At 45.8% G+C, this 14,763-nt stretch carries 19 protein-coding genes; 11 read left to right on the forward strand and 8 right to left on the reverse strand.

Annotated features, from left to right (window positions below; all coding sequences use genetic code 11):
* Positions 1 to 4 precede the first annotated feature (4 nt).
* The gene (locus MHB72_RS05600; RefSeq protein WP_105979107.1) at positions 5 to 283 is read left to right on the forward strand and encodes a hypothetical protein; all 279 of its coding nucleotides are present in this window, start codon (positions 5 to 7) and stop codon (positions 281 to 283) included.
* A gap of 72 nt (positions 284 to 355) precedes the next feature.
* Here MHB72_RS05600 and MHB72_RS05605 read toward each other — a convergent pair whose 3' ends face one another.
* Complete coding sequence (locus MHB72_RS05605) at positions 356 to 541, reverse strand: YhzD family protein (RefSeq protein ID WP_020450786.1); 186 nt, start codon at positions 539 to 541, stop codon at positions 356 to 358.
* A gap of 117 nt (positions 542 to 658) precedes the next feature.
* On the opposite strand from MHB72_RS05605, the gene MHB72_RS05610 reads away from it, so the two are divergent.
* The 6 genes from MHB72_RS05610 (at position 659) to MHB72_RS05635 (ending at position 8,432) form a co-directional block, all read left to right on the forward strand.
* Positions 659 to 1,555 carry an ABC transporter ATP-binding protein gene (locus MHB72_RS05610; protein WP_020450787.1) on the forward strand — a complete coding sequence of 299 codons (897 nt, stop codon included), beginning with the start codon at positions 659 to 661 and terminating at the stop codon, positions 1,553 to 1,555.
* On the forward strand, positions 1,548 to 2,816 hold the full coding sequence (locus tag MHB72_RS05615) for an ABC transporter permease (RefSeq protein WP_095289933.1): 1,269 nt from the start codon (positions 1,548 to 1,550) through the stop codon (positions 2,814 to 2,816). The genes MHB72_RS05610 and MHB72_RS05615 overlap by 8 nt, the downstream gene beginning before the upstream one ends.
* Positions 2,817 to 2,935: 119 nt before the next feature.
* Positions 2,936 to 4,162 (forward strand): metallophosphoesterase family protein, encoded by a 1,227-nt coding sequence (locus MHB72_RS05620; RefSeq protein ID WP_216920971.1) that lies wholly within the window; start codon positions 2,936 to 2,938, stop codon positions 4,160 to 4,162.
* Between the two features lie 13 nt (positions 4,163 to 4,175).
* A complete protein-coding gene (locus tag MHB72_RS05625) occupies positions 4,176 to 7,136 on the forward strand; it encodes an ATP-binding protein (protein WP_216920973.1) in 2,961 nt (986 codons plus the stop codon).
* A gap of 49 nt (positions 7,137 to 7,185) precedes the next feature.
* Positions 7,186 to 8,130 carry a 3'-5' exoribonuclease YhaM gene (yhaM, locus tag MHB72_RS05630; protein WP_216920975.1) on the forward strand — a complete coding sequence of 315 codons (945 nt, stop codon included), beginning with the start codon at positions 7,186 to 7,188 and terminating at the stop codon, positions 8,128 to 8,130.
* Positions 8,131 to 8,198: 68 nt separating this feature from the next.
* The gene (locus MHB72_RS05635; RefSeq protein WP_020450792.1) at positions 8,199 to 8,432 is read left to right on the forward strand and encodes a sporulation YhaL family protein; all 234 of its coding nucleotides are present in this window, start codon (positions 8,199 to 8,201) and stop codon (positions 8,430 to 8,432) included.
* 44 nt (positions 8,433 to 8,476) lie between these two features.
* On the opposite strand, the gene MHB72_RS05640 is transcribed toward MHB72_RS05635, so the two are convergent.
* Entirely contained in the window at positions 8,477 to 9,337 is an 861-nt protein-coding gene (locus tag MHB72_RS05640; protein WP_020450793.1) for a peptidylprolyl isomerase, read from the reverse strand.
* Between the two features lie 163 nt (positions 9,338 to 9,500).
* On the opposite strand from MHB72_RS05640, the gene MHB72_RS05645 reads away from it, so the two are divergent.
* Complete coding sequence (locus tag MHB72_RS05645; RefSeq protein WP_003180245.1) at positions 9,501 to 9,587, forward strand: YjcZ family sporulation protein; 87 nt, start codon at positions 9,501 to 9,503, stop codon at positions 9,585 to 9,587.
* Positions 9,588 to 9,714: 127 nt separating this feature from the next.
* A complete protein-coding gene (locus MHB72_RS05650) occupies positions 9,715 to 9,813 on the forward strand; it encodes a YjcZ family sporulation protein (protein ID WP_020450794.1) in 99 nt (32 codons plus the stop codon).
* A gap of 51 nt (positions 9,814 to 9,864) precedes the next feature.
* Here MHB72_RS05650 and MHB72_RS05655 read toward each other — a convergent pair whose 3' ends face one another.
* Both MHB72_RS05655 and MHB72_RS05660 read right to left on the reverse strand, forming a co-directional pair.
* Entirely contained in the window at positions 9,865 to 10,080 is a 216-nt protein-coding gene (locus tag MHB72_RS05655) for a hypothetical protein (protein WP_003180249.1), read from the reverse strand.
* Between the two features lie 78 nt (positions 10,081 to 10,158).
* Complete coding sequence (locus tag MHB72_RS05660) at positions 10,159 to 10,674, reverse strand: DUF3267 domain-containing protein (protein ID WP_216920978.1); 516 nt, start codon at positions 10,672 to 10,674, stop codon at positions 10,159 to 10,161.
* A gap of 213 nt (positions 10,675 to 10,887) precedes the next feature.
* On the opposite strand from MHB72_RS05660, the gene MHB72_RS05665 reads away from it, so the two are divergent.
* The gene (locus MHB72_RS05665; protein ID WP_023856555.1) at positions 10,888 to 11,235 is read left to right on the forward strand and encodes a YhaI family protein; all 348 of its coding nucleotides are present in this window, start codon (positions 10,888 to 10,890) and stop codon (positions 11,233 to 11,235) included.
* Here the strand turns inward: MHB72_RS05665 and MHB72_RS05670 are convergent.
* Together MHB72_RS05670 and MHB72_RS05675 are read right to left on the reverse strand one after the other, a co-directional pair.
* Complete coding sequence (locus MHB72_RS05670; protein ID WP_020450797.1) at positions 11,232 to 11,852, reverse strand: HTH-type transcriptional regulator Hpr; 621 nt, start codon at positions 11,850 to 11,852, stop codon at positions 11,232 to 11,234. The genes MHB72_RS05665 and MHB72_RS05670 overlap by 4 nt on opposite strands.
* A 193-nt stretch (positions 11,853 to 12,045) precedes the next feature.
* Positions 12,046 to 12,402, reverse strand: coding sequence for a YtxH domain-containing protein (locus MHB72_RS05675; protein ID WP_003180256.1), 357 nt, complete (start codon positions 12,400 to 12,402; stop codon positions 12,046 to 12,048).
* A 161-nt stretch (positions 12,403 to 12,563) separates the two neighbouring features.
* On the opposite strand from MHB72_RS05675, the gene MHB72_RS05680 reads away from it, so the two are divergent.
* On the forward strand, positions 12,564 to 12,755 hold the full coding sequence (locus MHB72_RS05680; RefSeq protein WP_020450798.1) for a hypothetical protein: 192 nt from the start codon (positions 12,564 to 12,566) through the stop codon (positions 12,753 to 12,755).
* A gap of 91 nt (positions 12,756 to 12,846) precedes the next feature.
* Here MHB72_RS05680 and MHB72_RS05685 read toward each other — a convergent pair whose 3' ends face one another.
* Together MHB72_RS05685 and serC are read right to left on the reverse strand one after the other, a co-directional pair.
* The gene (locus MHB72_RS05685) at positions 12,847 to 13,374 is read right to left on the reverse strand and encodes a tryptophan transporter (protein WP_020450799.1); all 528 of its coding nucleotides are present in this window, start codon (positions 13,372 to 13,374) and stop codon (positions 12,847 to 12,849) included.
* A gap of 143 nt (positions 13,375 to 13,517) precedes the next feature.
* The gene (gene serC / locus MHB72_RS05690; protein ID WP_020450800.1) at positions 13,518 to 14,591 is read right to left on the reverse strand and encodes a 3-phosphoserine/phosphohydroxythreonine transaminase; all 1,074 of its coding nucleotides are present in this window, start codon (positions 14,589 to 14,591) and stop codon (positions 13,518 to 13,520) included.
* Positions 14,592 to 14,763 lie beyond the last annotated feature (172 nt).

The raw sequence follows: 14,763 nt of genomic DNA on the forward strand, positions 1-14,763 counted from the left end.
GAACATGATTTCATCTGAGAATGAGCGGGCTGACGCAGCGAAAGAATGGACGATGTATATTACAGTTTCTTGCCTTTTCATCCTGATCGTCTCTGTGATTTGTTTATTCGCTCCGGCCTACAGCTTGCAGGATCTGCTGTTTCGACTGTTTGATGCCGTCATCATCTGTGTGCTGGCGGTCAATGGCCTTTATTTTCTGCGAAAAAATAAAGGCGTCGCTTGCTTATCGTTTTTACTCTGTTTCATCAACATGGGACTGCTCATTGTTATGATGATCCACTAGTGTTTGGCGGATTAAAGGGCAGGCGGCAGCGGGAGACCTTCCCCAAAAGAGCCGCCTTGCCCCGTATTTTAGTCAGCTCCGGAAAACAATGATTTTACCGGACGAATGTACTACCCGGTGTGTATGCTCCAAAAATTGCTTTTCCTTCAGCATTCCTCTTCCTTTCTCTTTCGCTTCTTCATCATCGGCCGCTTCAAATCGCTCATTCAAAAGCGTTTCTCCACCAGTATCGAAAACGGTTACATAATAACTTTCCATTTCTCTTCCCCTTTCTCAAAATATGATCTATTTGTTTAAAATTATATAAAAATCAAAAAAATCCTTTTTAAAATGGTATGACTAACGTATGATTGTAAATTGGAAGGAGGAGTTATTATGCTCAAAATCGATCACGTCACGAAAAAGTTCGGTTCATTTACAGCTGTAAACGATCTGACGCTGGAGATTCCAGACAAGCAAATGTTCGGTCTGCTCGGCGCCAACGGAGCAGGGAAAACGACGACATTCCGAATGATATTAGGCCTTTTGAATGCGACAGAGGGTACTGTCACATGGAAAGGACAGCCGATTAACTACGGTATCACAAACAGCATCGGCTACTTGCCCGAAGAGCGCGGACTGTATCCGAAGCTGAAGGTGAAAGATCAGCTCGTATACCTTGGCCGCCTGAAAGGCATGACAAAGCAAAATGCGCTCAAGGAAATGGAGAAGTGGCTCGAACGGTTCCATATTACGGAATACGCCGACAAAAAGGTTGAGGAGCTCTCCAAAGGGAACCAGCAAAAAATTCAATTCATCACGGCCGTGCTGCACAAGCCGGAGCTTTTGATTCTTGACGAGCCGTTCAGCGGTCTCGATCCGGTGAATGTCGAGCTATTAAAAGACGCGGTCATTTCTTTGAAAGACGACGGCACTTCGATTGTATTTTCAAGCCACAGAATGGAGCATGTCGAAGAGCTGTGCGAACACGTCTGCATTTTGCAGCGCGGGACGCCTGTCGTTCAAGGGAAATTAAAAGAAATCAAACGTTCTTTTGGCAGAAAGAATGTCACGATTCACGCAGACGGTGACTTGAGCTTCTTGAAAGAGGCGGACGGTATCGTCAAATGGCGCGATCATTCCGAAGGAGTCCGCCTGCAGGTCGAAAATGAAGAAGTCTCTCAAGAGCTGTTTACAATGCTTCAAGGACGCGGGTTTATCAGAAAATTTGAACTTGAAGAGCCTTCTTTGCATGATATTTTCGTCGAAAAGGTAGGTGCCCGTTATGAATAAGTTTTGGATTGTTCTTTTTCATACATATCTCAGCAAGCTGAAAACAAAGTCGTTCATTATTTCAACGGTGATCACGCTTGCGCTTGTCGTGCTCGTCACAAATCTGGGATCGATTATTTCCATGTTTGATGACGGCGGAGAGGGTGATAAAATCGCCGTCATTGACCGTTCAAATCAGCTGTACGACACGTTTGCCCAGCAAGTGAAAGCACTCGACACTGATGAAGCGCTGGAAGTCGAAAAAGCAGATAAACCGGAAAAAGAGCTTGAAAAAGACGTCAGAGACGAAAAGCTCGAAGGCATTTTAATCCTGGACAGAGATAAAAAAGGCGTGCTGAAGGGAACGTATAAAGCGCTCGAAATCGCTGATTCCACAGCTGTCTCCACGATTGAACAGGCGCTCTCACAAGCAAAGATTGCCGTTGGAACGGCTGAATTGAACGTACCACAGGAAAAGCTGAGTGAACTGTTTACACCGGTAAAAGTCAACAGTGTCGCCTTGAAAGAAGGCGCGAAAACCGAGGAAGAGCTTCAAAAGGCGACAGGGCTTGTATATGTTGTGCTGTTTGTCATCTATTTTTCGGTTTTGACGTACGCGTCAATGATCGCGACAGAAGTTGCGACGGAAAAGTCTTCCCGCGTGATGGAAATTTTAATTTCCAGCGTGCCGCCTGTCCAGCAAATGTTCGCCAAACTGTTCGGCGTCGCTCTGTTGGGATTGACACAGATTGCCGCGCTGTTTCTTGTCGGCTATCTTTCGCTCCAGTCCAGCCAGGAAAAGGGAGGGGATGCAGCCGATATGATTAAAGGATTTCTTGACATTTCCGGCGTACCTACTGCAACGCTTGTGTACGCGGCCATTTTCTTGATGCTCGGCTACTTCCTCTACGCAACTCTTGCGGCATTTCTCGGAAGCGTCGTCAGCCGGATTGAAGATGTTCAGCAGATGATTTCGCCGATGATTCTGCTGGTCGTCGCAGGATTCGTAATTGCCATGGTCGGGCTAAGCACACCGGATTCAACGTTCATTACCGTTACTTCATTCATTCCGTTCTTTGCGCCGATGATCATGTTTCTCAGAGTCGGCGTGCTTGATATTCCGTTTTGGGAAGCGGCACTCGGCATCGGCATTACCGCTCTCACCATTGTGATTCTCGCCGTCATCGGGGCGAGGGTGTATAAAGGCGGCGTGCTCATGTACACGAGCGGCGGCGGATTGAAAAATATCAAACAGGCGCTTCGTCTGTCAAAAGATCGATAATGAAAGAGAAAAGCAGCTTGAAAGAAAAGCTGCTTTTTTCGTGCAAAGAGTAGAACGTGCATTCGCTTTCAACCCGTGATAGAATGGGAGCAGAATATTTTATGAAAAGGAGCAGAAGATTGACAAACATCACTTTCATTCATGCGGCCGATCTGCACCTGGACAGTCCGTTTCACGGCATCAGCCGGCTACCTGAAGAGGTTTACCGGCGGATCAAAAACAGCACATTTAAAAGCGCTGAAAATGTGTTTAAGCTTGCGATTGATGAAGAGGCCGACTTCATTTTGCTTGCCGGCGATCTTTTCGACGAAGCAAACCGCAGTTTAAAAGCACAGATGTTTTTGAGAAAGCAATTTTTAAAGCTGAAAGAGAACAACATCCAAGTCTATGTGATTTTTGGCAATCACGATCATCTGGGCGGCGATTGGACGCCGATTGAATGGCCGGACAACGTCCACATTTTCTCGTCGGAAGACATTGAAGAAAAATCGTTTTACAAAGATGGCCGGCTCGCCGCAAGCATCTACGGCTACAGCTATCCCGAGCGCTCTGTTTATTCCAATAAGGCTGCTGAAATCAAAAAAACGACCGACGCGCCCTTGCATATCGGCATGATTCATGGGACGCTTTCCGGGGAGAGCGGCCATGATCCGTACTGTCCTTTTTCCCTTCAAGATTTAAAAAACGGCCGGATGGATTACTGGGCGCTTGGTCATATACATAAAAGACAGGTCATTTCAGCCTCCGAACCGGCGGTGATTTATCCGGGAAACACACAATCGCGGCACATGAAGGAAACGGGAGAGAAAGGCTGCTATCTCGTCAATGTTTGCGGCGGAGAACTGTCCTTCGAATTTAAAGCCTTATCGGATGTTCTGTGGGAAACGGCCAGCATCGATATCTCAGAGACAAAGCAGATGACAGAGCTGATCAGCCTGATGCAGGATGCCCTTCAATCTTTCAGAAACAGAGGCAAGCCGGCATGCGTCAAGATGGTATTGACAGGAGAAACACCCTCTTATTTGGCGGAAGGACAGGCCGGCATCGTGGACGAGATCCTTGACATCTTCCATGAAGAAGAGCGGGAGGAAGACGCGTTCATCTGGCTTACCGCGATCGAAGATCAAACAGATGCCGCCTTGTCTGGAATTGAGCGGGACGCTTTTTTTCAGGAGCTATTGCAAGAAATGCAGGAATTTCAGGATTTCAGCCTGATTTTTGACGATTTGGAGCGGCATCCGGTCTTTAGAAGGCACGGAGAGCGGTTTCATGAAGAAGGCTTCCGGGACATTCGCGCGCAGGCGGAAAAACTGCTGCTTCATGAACTGAAGACATTGAAAAGATAAGGGAGGGTGCAGGGTGAATATACATGCGATACATATATACGGATACGGTAAATTTGCCAATCAGACATTTCGCCTGTCTCCTTCAAATCTGCATTTGGTCTACGGGCTCAATGAAGCCGGGAAAACGACGCTCATGTCGTTTATTGAAAGCGTGCTGTTCGGTTTTCCGAAGACGAAACGGTATGAGCCGAAAACGGGCGTCATTTACGGGGGGATGCTTGAGGTCGGGCACCCTGATTTGGGGCAGATCCGGATCGAACGAACGGCCGGAAAGCCTGAGCGGGTCACCGTTTATCTGGAAGACGGCAGCACGAAGCCGGAAGGTTTTTTAAATGAGCTGCTGTCAGGCGTCGACAGACAGCTGTATAAAGCGATCTATTCATTTGACGTGTTCGGCCTTCAGGAAATTCATAAATTCAACCGCGACAAAATCGGCCGTTTTCTGCTGTTTTCGAGTCTGTTCGGCTCTGATGCGATTTCAAAGATGGATGCCGGCCTCGTGAAAAAGCAGGAAGAGCTGTTTAAACCGAACGGCCGGAAACCTGAACTGAATCAGGAGCTCGACCGGTTAAAAAAGCTTTCCGAAGATTTGAAAAAAGCGAAAGCGCGGGAAGGCGACTACCACCGCCTGTTAAACGAAAAAAAAGGCGCTGAGGCCTCAATAAAGGACAGCGGACAACTGCTAAAAGATCTTGAGCACCTCGTCTCACAAATCGAGCAGGCGATTGAGATTCTGCCGGCGGCCGCGGAAAAACGCCAGCTGGAAGAGCAGCTCGCATCTTTCGGCGGCTCAGGAGAAAGCCGTTTCCCCGAAGGCGGACTTTTTGAGCTCGAAAAGCTCGAATCCCACCTGCATCCAAAAGCGGCCCAGCTGAAGGCGCTGGAAGAGAAAAAGCGCCGTTTGGAACAGCGCGCCGCCGCTTTTGCACCGGCTGAAGACTTTCTCGAGCACGAAGCGGAAGAGCTTTTAAAAGCATATCCGTTTTACCAGTCGTATTCCGAAAAAATCGCGTCTTTGACTGATCAGCTTCACCAGATTAACGGACGGGTTCAAGCGGGGCTTGGGCGCCTGAAAATCGAGGAATGCGATATCCTCAATGCGGACACCGCGTATGAATATGAGTGGAAGCTGCAGGAAACCGCTCAGGCATACATCGAGCTGCGTGAACTGAAACGGTCGCTTGACGAACGCTTTGAGCAGGCGAGAGCTGATCTGGAGGAAGCTGAACAGGCCCACGCCGCTCTCAGCAATGAAGTGATGCCGGAAGATGTCCGCAAGCAAAAGGAGGAAACCCTCAGCCGGCTTGCGTCCGCCGGCGGCCATGCCGGAAGGCGGGAAGAGCTGCTCCTTCAGCTGTCCTATCTGAAGCAAGAACAAAAGGTTCGGATGAAAAGAAGAAAGACCGCTTTTGTAGTAGCGCTTTGTGCTGCTTTCGCGGCAGCTTGTGCGGCGCTCTTTTTCAAGGAGTGGTTCCCGGGCGCTTTACTCGTGCCGATCTTGCTCATATTTGCCGCTGTTGTTCTAAAAAAGCCCGAGCCTTCCGCGGCAGCGGCTTTTATTCAAAAACAGCTGGACGACATTGATCGCAGCGGTACAAAAAGCGGAGTGAGTGACAACGCTTTGAGGGAAGAGCTGTGGAAGGACGACCAATCCCGGCAGCTCCTTATCGCAAAACAAGCAGAGCTCAGACAGAGAGAAGCGGAATATGAAAGAGCGATTCAGAAGTTCGAAGCGTGGGAAAAGGATATCCGTCCGTATCAGGAGAAGACCGAACGCTATTTGAGAGAGCTGAACCTGTCAATCGACCCGTCATTTTTAGCCGATGCGTACGCTTTGATCAAGGAACTCCGAGAGGAAATGTTGAAAAAGCGGGATATCGAGCAAGAGCTGAGCCGCCTTCAGGCTAAAAAAGCATCCTTTGAATCGGAATTGAGAAAGCTTGTCTCATCTCTCGGCCGCGCTGGCGAAAGCGTCCAAGAGCAGGTGTTTCTACTGAAAAGCGCGCTTGGTTCCCAAAAAGAAAAACTTCGGCAAAAACAGGAAGCGGACGTGTCTTTAAAGCATACCGCCGAACAAATCAAAGAGCTGACAAAAGAGACGGAATACTTCCAATCCCAAATTGGCGAACTCTTTCAAAAAGCAGGGGCGGACGGCCGTGAGATGTTCATCGGTCTGGCGAAGCGCGACCAGGCCAAAAAAGAATTAACGGCAAGGCTCGGGCAGCTCAAAAGAGAGCTCGGCAGGCAGGACGAGAAGGCCGTCATGCTTGCATCAGAACACTCTCTTGCAGAACTGAAAGGAAAGCTGGCCGAGGCGCAGGAAAAAAGAGCCCGTATAGAAAATAAGCTTGCAGAAGAAAGACAAAAGGCGGCGAATGTCCATGCGGAACTGGTCAGACTTGAGGAATCGGGAGCGGTATCCGAGCTCGCCTATCAGACCGGAATGCAAAAAGAGCGGGTCGCCGAACTGGTCAAAAAGTGGGCAGCCGTCAAGCTGATCCGGCAGGCGGTCAAAAACAAGATCGATGAACATAAGAAGGTTCGGCTTCCGAAGCTGTTACAAACGGCTGAAACATTACTGAACCCATTGACTGCCGGGCAATACGAAAAAATTTATTTTTCTGAAACAGATGAATCCATGATGGTCATGAGGAAAGATGGGGCTGTTTTTTACGCCCACGAACTGTCCCAGGCAACTTGTGAACAGCTCTATTTAGCGATCCGATTCGCTCTGGCCCTCTCCCATCAAAAGGAAGTCAAATTGCCGTTCCAGCTGGATGACAGCTTTGTCCACTTTGACCGGGAGAGGTTTAAACAAGTGTTGAACATCTTAAAAAAGCTTTCAGGCGAAGATCAGCAAATCTTGTATTTTACGTGTCATGAACATGTAAGAGAAGCTTTTCACGACGAAGATGTGATTCTGCTGCCTTCCGTCATGAAAAAGGTGGAAGTAAAGGGTATAACTAACAAATAAAAGTGTGTGCTATAATGATTTTATGTAGGAAAACGGAGGGAGCTTTATCATGGCAAAAGGTATCATGCTGCACGAAGTTGGCGAGCAGGTTGATTTGTATTTGCTCATTAAATCGTCAACGAAAGGAATCGCGAGCAATGGGAAACCATTTTTAACGCTGATGCTCCAGGATCAGTCCGGAGATATAGAAGCGAAGCTTTGGGACGCCAAACAGCAGGACGAAGTGACCTACGGCCCGCAGACGATCGTGAAAGTGGTCGGTGACATTCATCATTACCGCGGGCGGAATCAGCTGAAGCTGAGAAACATCAGACCTGCGGGCGACAATGACAATGTCAAAATCGATGACTTTCTTGAGACTGCACCGATTCCCAAAAACGAAATGATGGATGCGGTCACTCAATATATTTTTGAAATAAAAAACCCGAGTATTCAGCGAATCACGAGGCACCTCGTCAAAAAATACGGCAAGGAATTCATTGATTATCCAGCTGCGACGAAAAATCACCACGAGTTCGTATCAGGTCTCGCATACCATGTTGTCTCCATGCTGAACCTGGCCAAATCGGTCGCAGACCTGTATCCGTCGCTCGATCGCGACCTATTGTACGCAGGTGTTATTTTGCATGACCTTGGAAAAGTAAAAGAACTATCCGGACCGGTGTCCACGACCTATACTGTCGAAGGGAATCTGCTGGGGCACATTTCGATTATGGTGACAGAAATTGCAAAAGCAGCCGAAGAGCTTCAAATTGATTCAGAAGAAGTGCTGATTCTCCAGCATTTGATTTTAAGCCATCACGGCAAACCCGAATGGGGCAGTCCAAAGCCGCCGATGGTCAAGGAAGCGGAAATTCTTCACTATATCGACAACCTTGACGCGAAGATCAATATGATGGACAGAGCGCTCGAACGGGTCAAGCCGGGAGAGTATACCGAACGCGTCTTTGCATTGGATAATCGTTCCTTTTACAAGCCTGTTTTTCACAAATAAGCGTCATAACTTGTCTCCCTTTTGCATAATGTCTGATATACAGTTTATTCAAAAAAGGGGGAAAAGCCGTGCTGCTGTTTCCGTGGTGGGTGTACCTTTGCATCGTCGGCATTATTTTCAGCGCCTATAAGCTGATGACGACGGCAAAGGAAGAGGAAAAGATCGATCAGGCTTTTATCGAAAAAGAAGGCCGCATTTATATCGAACGGATGGAAAAAGAAAAAGCACAGCGCATGAAGCGTTCATTGGATGAAGATCAAGAACAGCATGAAAAATCGGCTGACAGTCATTCCATCGCATAAAAAAAGCTGTCCGGCCCCGCGAGGGGAGGACAGCTTTTTTGGCGTCAGCTGCTGCTGCTTGTCTGAGCTTGGCGCTGGTCGACTTGTTTTTTCAACTCTTTGTCTTTTACTTTTAGATCAGCATCTTTGACAAGTTTGTCAATGACAGATTGCAGTTCAGTTTGATCGTTTTGTTTTTGTTCTTGGACCTCTTTTTTGAGATCTTTTTTCATGTCTTCATATTTGCCGCGCTCTTCGTCTTTCTTAATGATGTGATAGCCGAATTGCGATTTCACAGGGCCGCTGATTTCGCCGGTTTTCAAAGCAAACGCAGCTTTGACGAAATCCTTGTCCATGTTATCTTCCTTGCCGACCCATCCGAGGTCGCCGCCTTTTTCGGCTGTTCCGTCAGTTGAATACTCTTTTGCAAGGTCTTCGAATTTTTCGCCTTTTTTCAGCTTTTTCTCAACTTCTTCAGCCGTTTTCTTTTCCTTCACAAGAATGTGGCTCAAGTGGATTTTGCCTTTCAGGCCGTCATAATATTCTTTTACGTCATCATCGGTTACTTTTATGTTATCCTTTGCGGCTTTTTTCATGAGAAGTTCGTATTTGATCTGTTCTTTGACGAAGTCTTCGCCTTTCTGCTCAATGAGCTGGTTGAGCTGGTCACCCATCGACTTTTTGTACTCGTTCAGCTTTTTGTCGATTTCTTTGTCGGAGACATTGTATTTATCATCGAGTACTTTTTGCTGAACGAGCATGTTCAGTGCGTCCGCTCCGGCATTGTCTTTTAATGTTTGATAAAGGTCTTCTTTTGTAATATTTCCAGCTTTTGTTTCTGCAACAACCTCAGAGTCTCCTCCGCTGCATGCGCTGAGAGCCAGCACACTTGTCGCTGTAATCGCCGCAATTGCAATCTTCTTCATAAATGCAAACACTCCTAATCATAACAGTTTAAACTTTCCTTTGAATTGTATCATATCATATTCTGACATGCTGTAAAAAGATTTTCAACAGAGGGGCATCCGTCTAGTCAAATTTTCTTTCCGCTCATACAAATATATTGATCAAGAAAAGGAGGTCAATAACATGAGCGGAGGATACTCAAGCGGTTTTGCTTTATTGGTCGTGTTGTTCATTTTATTAATCATCGTTGGTGCAGCTTATCTGTACTAAAACCTTAGAAAATGAGAAAAGAACCGTCATTTTTTCAGGCGGTTCTTTTCTTTTGGACGATAGCCTAATCGTTTCATGACATTCGTGCATACACTAATGTAACGACTGGGGCAGAGGAGGTGTCAATATGGGCGACGGTTATACAGGAGGTTTCGCTGGCGGCTTTGCGCTGCTTGTGGTACTGTTCATCTTATTAATTATTATTGGTGCTTCTTGGATATGCTAATCAACAAAAGGATAGCTGCCGGATCAATACGATCGGCAGCTATCCTTTTTTTTACACCGTAAAGGAAATCTCAATGAATGATGAGATCAATAAAATTAAGATCAGCACATTAATCATTCTAAACACCTTATCCTGCCGTTCTTCAGGAATCTCTCTGACAAGGCATAAAGAGTTTGTAAGCTTGTTTATGTTGAAGACAGTAAAAACCGCAAACAAGATGAAATAAAAAAGGATGATAGGAGATCCCCCTCTCTGTTTCTGCTCCATACTACATTACCAAATATTTATTAAAAAAGATAGAAAATAGACTGAAAAAAAGGATTTTCCAAGTGCCGAGCGGCTGGATTATTTTTGTATTAAAATATCAAAATCGTCGGCTTCCTGATCGACATAGCAGTTTTTAGGCGCTTTGATCAGTTTCCAGGCAAACAGAAAATCAGGCAGACAATAGCCGAAATGAATGCTTGAAATGATGCAGAAATAATGAGCAAAGCTCGGCATCACAGCCCCCGCGTAAAATAAAGCAGGCGTGATGACGAAAAAAGGGCAGAGAAGAGAGACAAGCATCGTGTTTTTTGGAACTTCTCTCCATGTTCTCATTCTCAACCAATAAATCTTTTTTTCTAATTTTTTCTTGCTGATCAACGGCAAGATATGAAGAATTTTATGGGCAATTATAGCCGCAACCAATAGTCCTGCAAACAAAAGGGCATGATCGCCTCTCTGAACAGTTTGCGGATGAATCAACTGCATCGCTAAATATTCGGGAATAAAAAATAAAATCATTAAACTGACGGCAGTAAGCACGATGCGCATGCCTCCATAATCTTTAACGAGATTGATGGTTTTCCAGCAACTCATAAATGACATCCTTCCGTTTCAACAAACTGTTATATGAAATCCTCAGAATAATTTACTCCTCTGGATGAGAAAAATCAATCCCTTTTTCGAAAAAAATTTCGTCATTTTCCAAAGAATTTAGAAGGGTGTAAAAGGAACAGAAATCTCCCGTGTTGAACTTTCATCAGAAGGGAATATCGGCTAAAATAAGAGAAAGGGAGAGAAGGGACAAATATGAACTCTATGGAGCAACGCCTTGAGCGGCTGGAATATTACATCAAACTGTTATTGAACAATGCGGATATGGAAGAGTATCCGTATTATAAAATGTTGATCGAAAAGGGCTTATCAGAGGAAGAAGCAAAGGAAACGGAAAAGCTGTGCGAAGAGCTCTCAAAGGAGCTTGAAGCACAAAAAGCGCAAGGATATGTGATGTTCGATCATCTCCTCACGCTTTTTGCGGGACAGTTAAATGAAAAACTTGAAGTGCACGAAACGATTTTCGCCCTTCACAGACAAGGTCTGTACAAACCGCTGATGAGCGAATTCATCAGCATTATCAGGCAATACGATCTGGCTTAGTTTTTAAGAGGCTCAAGCGGTTTGTCCATCTCTATCGATTCCCCGGCTTCTTTTGCTTCTTGTTTTTTCTTCATTTTGCCCTCTTCGCTCGTAAATTCACTTTCGATGTTTGAAAACGATTTTTCGAAAATTTCCATGAAATCATCGCCGTAAATATGGCGGATGATCGACATCATCTCGACGATTTCTGGAAACTTCCCGTACAGCTGATGAAGGGGCTGAGCGCCTTTTAAGACGGCATTCCGGGTCGGATCGTAAGACTCGAGGATTTTAAGGAAAACGTCTTCACCTTTCGGAGTCAGCTGAATGTAAGTGTTTCGTTTGTCATTCAACTTTTTGGAAAACTCCAGGTAACCTCTTTCCTCAAGTTTTTTTGAAAAATTAAACGCTGTGGATACGTGCATGACGCCGAACTTGGCGATTTCCGAAATGGATGCACCGTTCAGCTGGTAGGCGATCCACAAAATATGATGCTCGTTAATGTTCAGATCATAAGGTTTAATCCACTGCTGCCAATCCTTTTCTATTGACTTCCAAAGCGCCTTGCTAAGCTGTGCCATTCTTTGACTGAATAAAAGGGCTTCTTTCACCGTATAGGGCTCTTCCGCTCGATTCATTCACTTCACCTGCTTCTCTTTATCTTATAATTTCTATTATGCCAATAAAATAAAGATTAATAAAGATGTAAATTTACGAAATTTTTAAAAAATCCAGCTTTACGGTGTGAAATCAGGATTTTACCCAAAAAAAGAGCGTGAAAATTTTCCATTCACACCCCTTTTTTAAGGTTCATTTTTTTCGCTGAGTATATTAGTTTTGTAAGGTTTTCTCCAGCTGTTTTATCTTTTCTTCAATCTCAGCGATTTCCTTTTTTAAGTCCTGCTGGTGAGGTTTGATTTCCTCGCGCCATTCCTGGATGGACGTTTGCAGTTCGCTGCCGACGTCTTTGATGATTTCCGCGCCTTCTATGGCGGTTTTGACGAATTGCTCTTTTAATGCGATTCCGTCGTTTTTCAGCCTTTTGACGGTGTCTTCCCATTTACCGCAGTTGGCTTTTAGCTGTCCTCTCAAGTTTTTTCCTGAAGTCGGCGCGGTCAGCAATGCTGCAACACCGCCAATAACACCGCCTACAATCAGTCCAGCTGCTAAAGATCGGCCTTTTGACATGTACATCACCCCGGTTATATTTTTAAAGATCAGGCTTGGCAGGCACCCGTCTTCTCATGATTAGATACTGGCGTTCGAGCCGGGCCATCCGTTTCTCTTCTTAGAAACTTCTGCATAGCTTGCTTTATTTTAGCATACTTTTAAAAAAAGGAGGGAGAGGGTTGTCTGTCATTATCATTGTTTTGACAATTTTAAGCGCTGTGTTTACCGCCGGCTCCTTTTATTATTTAAGGCTTCTCGGATATTCTGCATCTTACCCGCCGAAACGCATTCTTAAACAAAAAGCGCTTTTTTGCACGGGAAGCGCAGGATTGGCGCTCCTGCTCCTTTTTTTTATTCAGCTTCTTATATAAAATATCGGGCGGATTCCCCTTTTTTTGACCATCAAAATGAAAAAAACCTCTTCAAAAAAAGGATAACCCTTTTCAAGAAGAGGTTCTGGTTTTATTTGACTTGTTCAATCAGCCTTGAGCGCTTCATGATCGACTGCACGATCGGGAAGATGACCGCCATGGCGATCGTGTTGATCAAGGCAGCAGGTAAAACGACAACAGAAAACAGGGTAATGAACCCCTGGTTTCCAGGCAGGCCGACGATGAACAGCGCAGCCGTAAGGAAAATGGTTCCGGAAAGAACCGTTCCTGCAGCAGTTAATCCGGCGGCGGCAAGCGTTTTGCTGTTCAGCTTTTTCACAAGCAGAAATACGCCGAAAAACATCAAGGCTGTTAGCGGTTTGTCGATGATGTTGGGCAGCTGTCCTCCCGGAAAAGCCGTTGTCAACGCGGAAATAACGCCTGTCACGATTCCGATGACAAGAACATTTTGCAATCTAGGGAACAAAAGGATTCCCATAAACATCATGATCAGCATCATATCCGGCTTCATTCCGTAGAAAAAAGGCGGAATCACAGCGTGAAGCGCCGCTCCAATGGCGACAAACAGGGCCATAGCCACTAATTCTTTTGTTTTCATGTCTATTCTCTCCTCATCTAGGCTCTTTTTACGCTTTCCAATAATATGCTCGTCATTTATTGCGAAAGCTTTCTAGTAGTATATCAAACTTTCGAAGGAATGGGGAAGCCTTTTTCGCCATCTTCCATCATCAGGATAAACCATCAGTTTTCTTCGCGGAATTTCTTCATAAAGGCCGCCAGCTTTTCGCAGTCTTCAACAGATACGGCATTGTAAATCGAAGCGCGGCAGCCTCCGACCGAACGGTGTCCGCCAAGCCCTGACATTTTTTCTTCCTTTGCCTTTGCGATGAATGATGCTGTCAGCTCATCATTTTTGAGCGTAAAGGTGACGTTCATGTTTGAGCGGCTGTCTTCTCTCGCATGGCCGCGGTAGAATCCGCCGCTTTCGTCGATCGCGTTGTACAAAATACCGGCCTTTTCTCGATTGCGTTTCTCAATGGCATCGAGGCCGCCTTTTTCCTTGAGCCACTCCAGCACGAGAGACAGCATATAAATCGCAAAAGTCGGAGGGGTATTGTAGAGAGAATCCGCTTTGGCATGTGTTGAGTACTTCAGGATTTTGGCAACTTGCTCGTTTTCTTTGCCGAGCCAGTCTTTTTTCATGATGACAACGGTCACCCCTGACGGTCCGAGGTTTTTCTGAGCGCCGGCATAGATGATGTCAAATTGGGAAACATCGATTTTTCTGCTTAAAATATCGCTGGACATATCAGCGACAACCGGAATCGGAGCGTCAGGGAACTTTTGCCACTGCGTTCCGAAGATCGTGTTGTTGGAAGTCAGGTGGAGGTAAGCACCGTCTAGCGGAATCTCCGGTACTTCGGGAATATAGCTGTACGTATCTTCTTTACTGGACGCGATGATCGATGTGTTTCCGAAGAGCTTCGCTTCGGCGAGCGCTTTTTCAGACCAGGCGCCTGTCATTATGAAGTGCGCCGTTTTGTCTTTGGAGAGGAAGTTCATCGGAATCATTGAGAACTGAAGGCTTGCTCCGCCTTGCAGAAACATGACTTCATAATCATCAGGTATGTCCATCAGTTCCTTTAACAGAGCTTTCGCTTTTTGATGAACGGCGTCATACTCTTTGCTGCGGTGGGACAGCTCCATCACGGACATCCCCGCACCGTTGAAATCAAGAAATTCGTCTTTCGCCTTTTGCAGTACTTCTAAAGGCAGTGCTGCCGGTCCTGCGTTAAAGTTCGTTGTACGTATCATCACAATCGCTCCCTGTTCATGTATAAAAATATAAAACCATCCTATCATAAAAGGTTCCGGTTATACATAAAAAATTTGAATTGTGTGAAATATAGAACAAAGTCTATTTAGTCGTGCCGGGCGATCTGATAAATGTGGAGTTTTTTTGAACGGAAAAAAGACGCCGGCAGCT

Source organism: Bacillus sp. FSL K6-1284 (assembly GCF_038002625.1).
Lineage (GTDB): Bacteria > Bacillota > Bacilli > Bacillales > Bacillaceae > Bacillus > Bacillus paralicheniformis.

Excerpts from the sequence above, each read along its gene's own strand:
- serC (WP_020450800.1), bottom strand. The coding sequence starts at position 14,591 with ATGATACGTACAACGAACTTTAACGCAGGACCGGCAGCACTGCCTTTA.
- MHB72_RS05640 (WP_020450793.1), bottom strand. The coding sequence starts at position 9,337 with ATGAAGAAGATTGCAATTGCGGCGATTACAGCGACAAGTGTGCTGGCT.
- MHB72_RS05600 (WP_105979107.1), top strand. The coding sequence starts at position 5 with ATGATTTCATCTGAGAATGAGCGGGCTGACGCAGCGAAAGAATGGACG.
- MHB72_RS05670 (WP_020450797.1), bottom strand. The coding sequence starts at position 11,852 with ATGAATCGAGCGGAAGAGCCCTATACGGTGAAAGAAGCCCTTTTATTC.
- MHB72_RS05610 (WP_020450787.1), top strand. The coding sequence starts at position 659 with ATGCTCAAAATCGATCACGTCACGAAAAAGTTCGGTTCATTTACAGCT.
- MHB72_RS05645 (WP_003180245.1), top strand. The coding sequence starts at position 9,501 with ATGAGCGGAGGATACTCAAGCGGTTTTGCTTTATTGGTCGTGTTGTTC.
- MHB72_RS05660 (WP_216920978.1), bottom strand. The coding sequence starts at position 10,674 with ATGAGTTGCTGGAAAACCATCAATCTCGTTAAAGATTATGGAGGCATG.
- MHB72_RS05615 (WP_095289933.1), top strand. The coding sequence starts at position 1,548 with ATGAATAAGTTTTGGATTGTTCTTTTTCATACATATCTCAGCAAGCTG.
- MHB72_RS05605 (WP_020450786.1), bottom strand. The coding sequence starts at position 541 with ATGGAAAGTTATTATGTAACCGTTTTCGATACTGGTGGAGAAACGCTT.
- yhaM (WP_216920975.1), top strand. The coding sequence starts at position 7,186 with ATGGCAAAAGGTATCATGCTGCACGAAGTTGGCGAGCAGGTTGATTTG.
- MHB72_RS05650 (WP_020450794.1), top strand. The coding sequence starts at position 9,715 with ATGGGCGACGGTTATACAGGAGGTTTCGCTGGCGGCTTTGCGCTGCTT.
- MHB72_RS05655 (WP_003180249.1), bottom strand. The coding sequence starts at position 10,080 with ATGGAGCAGAAACAGAGAGGGGGATCTCCTATCATCCTTTTTTATTTC.
- MHB72_RS05665 (WP_023856555.1), top strand. The coding sequence starts at position 10,888 with ATGAACTCTATGGAGCAACGCCTTGAGCGGCTGGAATATTACATCAAA.
- MHB72_RS05685 (WP_020450799.1), bottom strand. The coding sequence starts at position 13,374 with ATGAAAACAAAAGAATTAGTGGCTATGGCCCTGTTTGTCGCCATTGGA.
- MHB72_RS05675 (WP_003180256.1), bottom strand. The coding sequence starts at position 12,402 with ATGTCAAAAGGCCGATCTTTAGCAGCTGGACTGATTGTAGGCGGTGTT.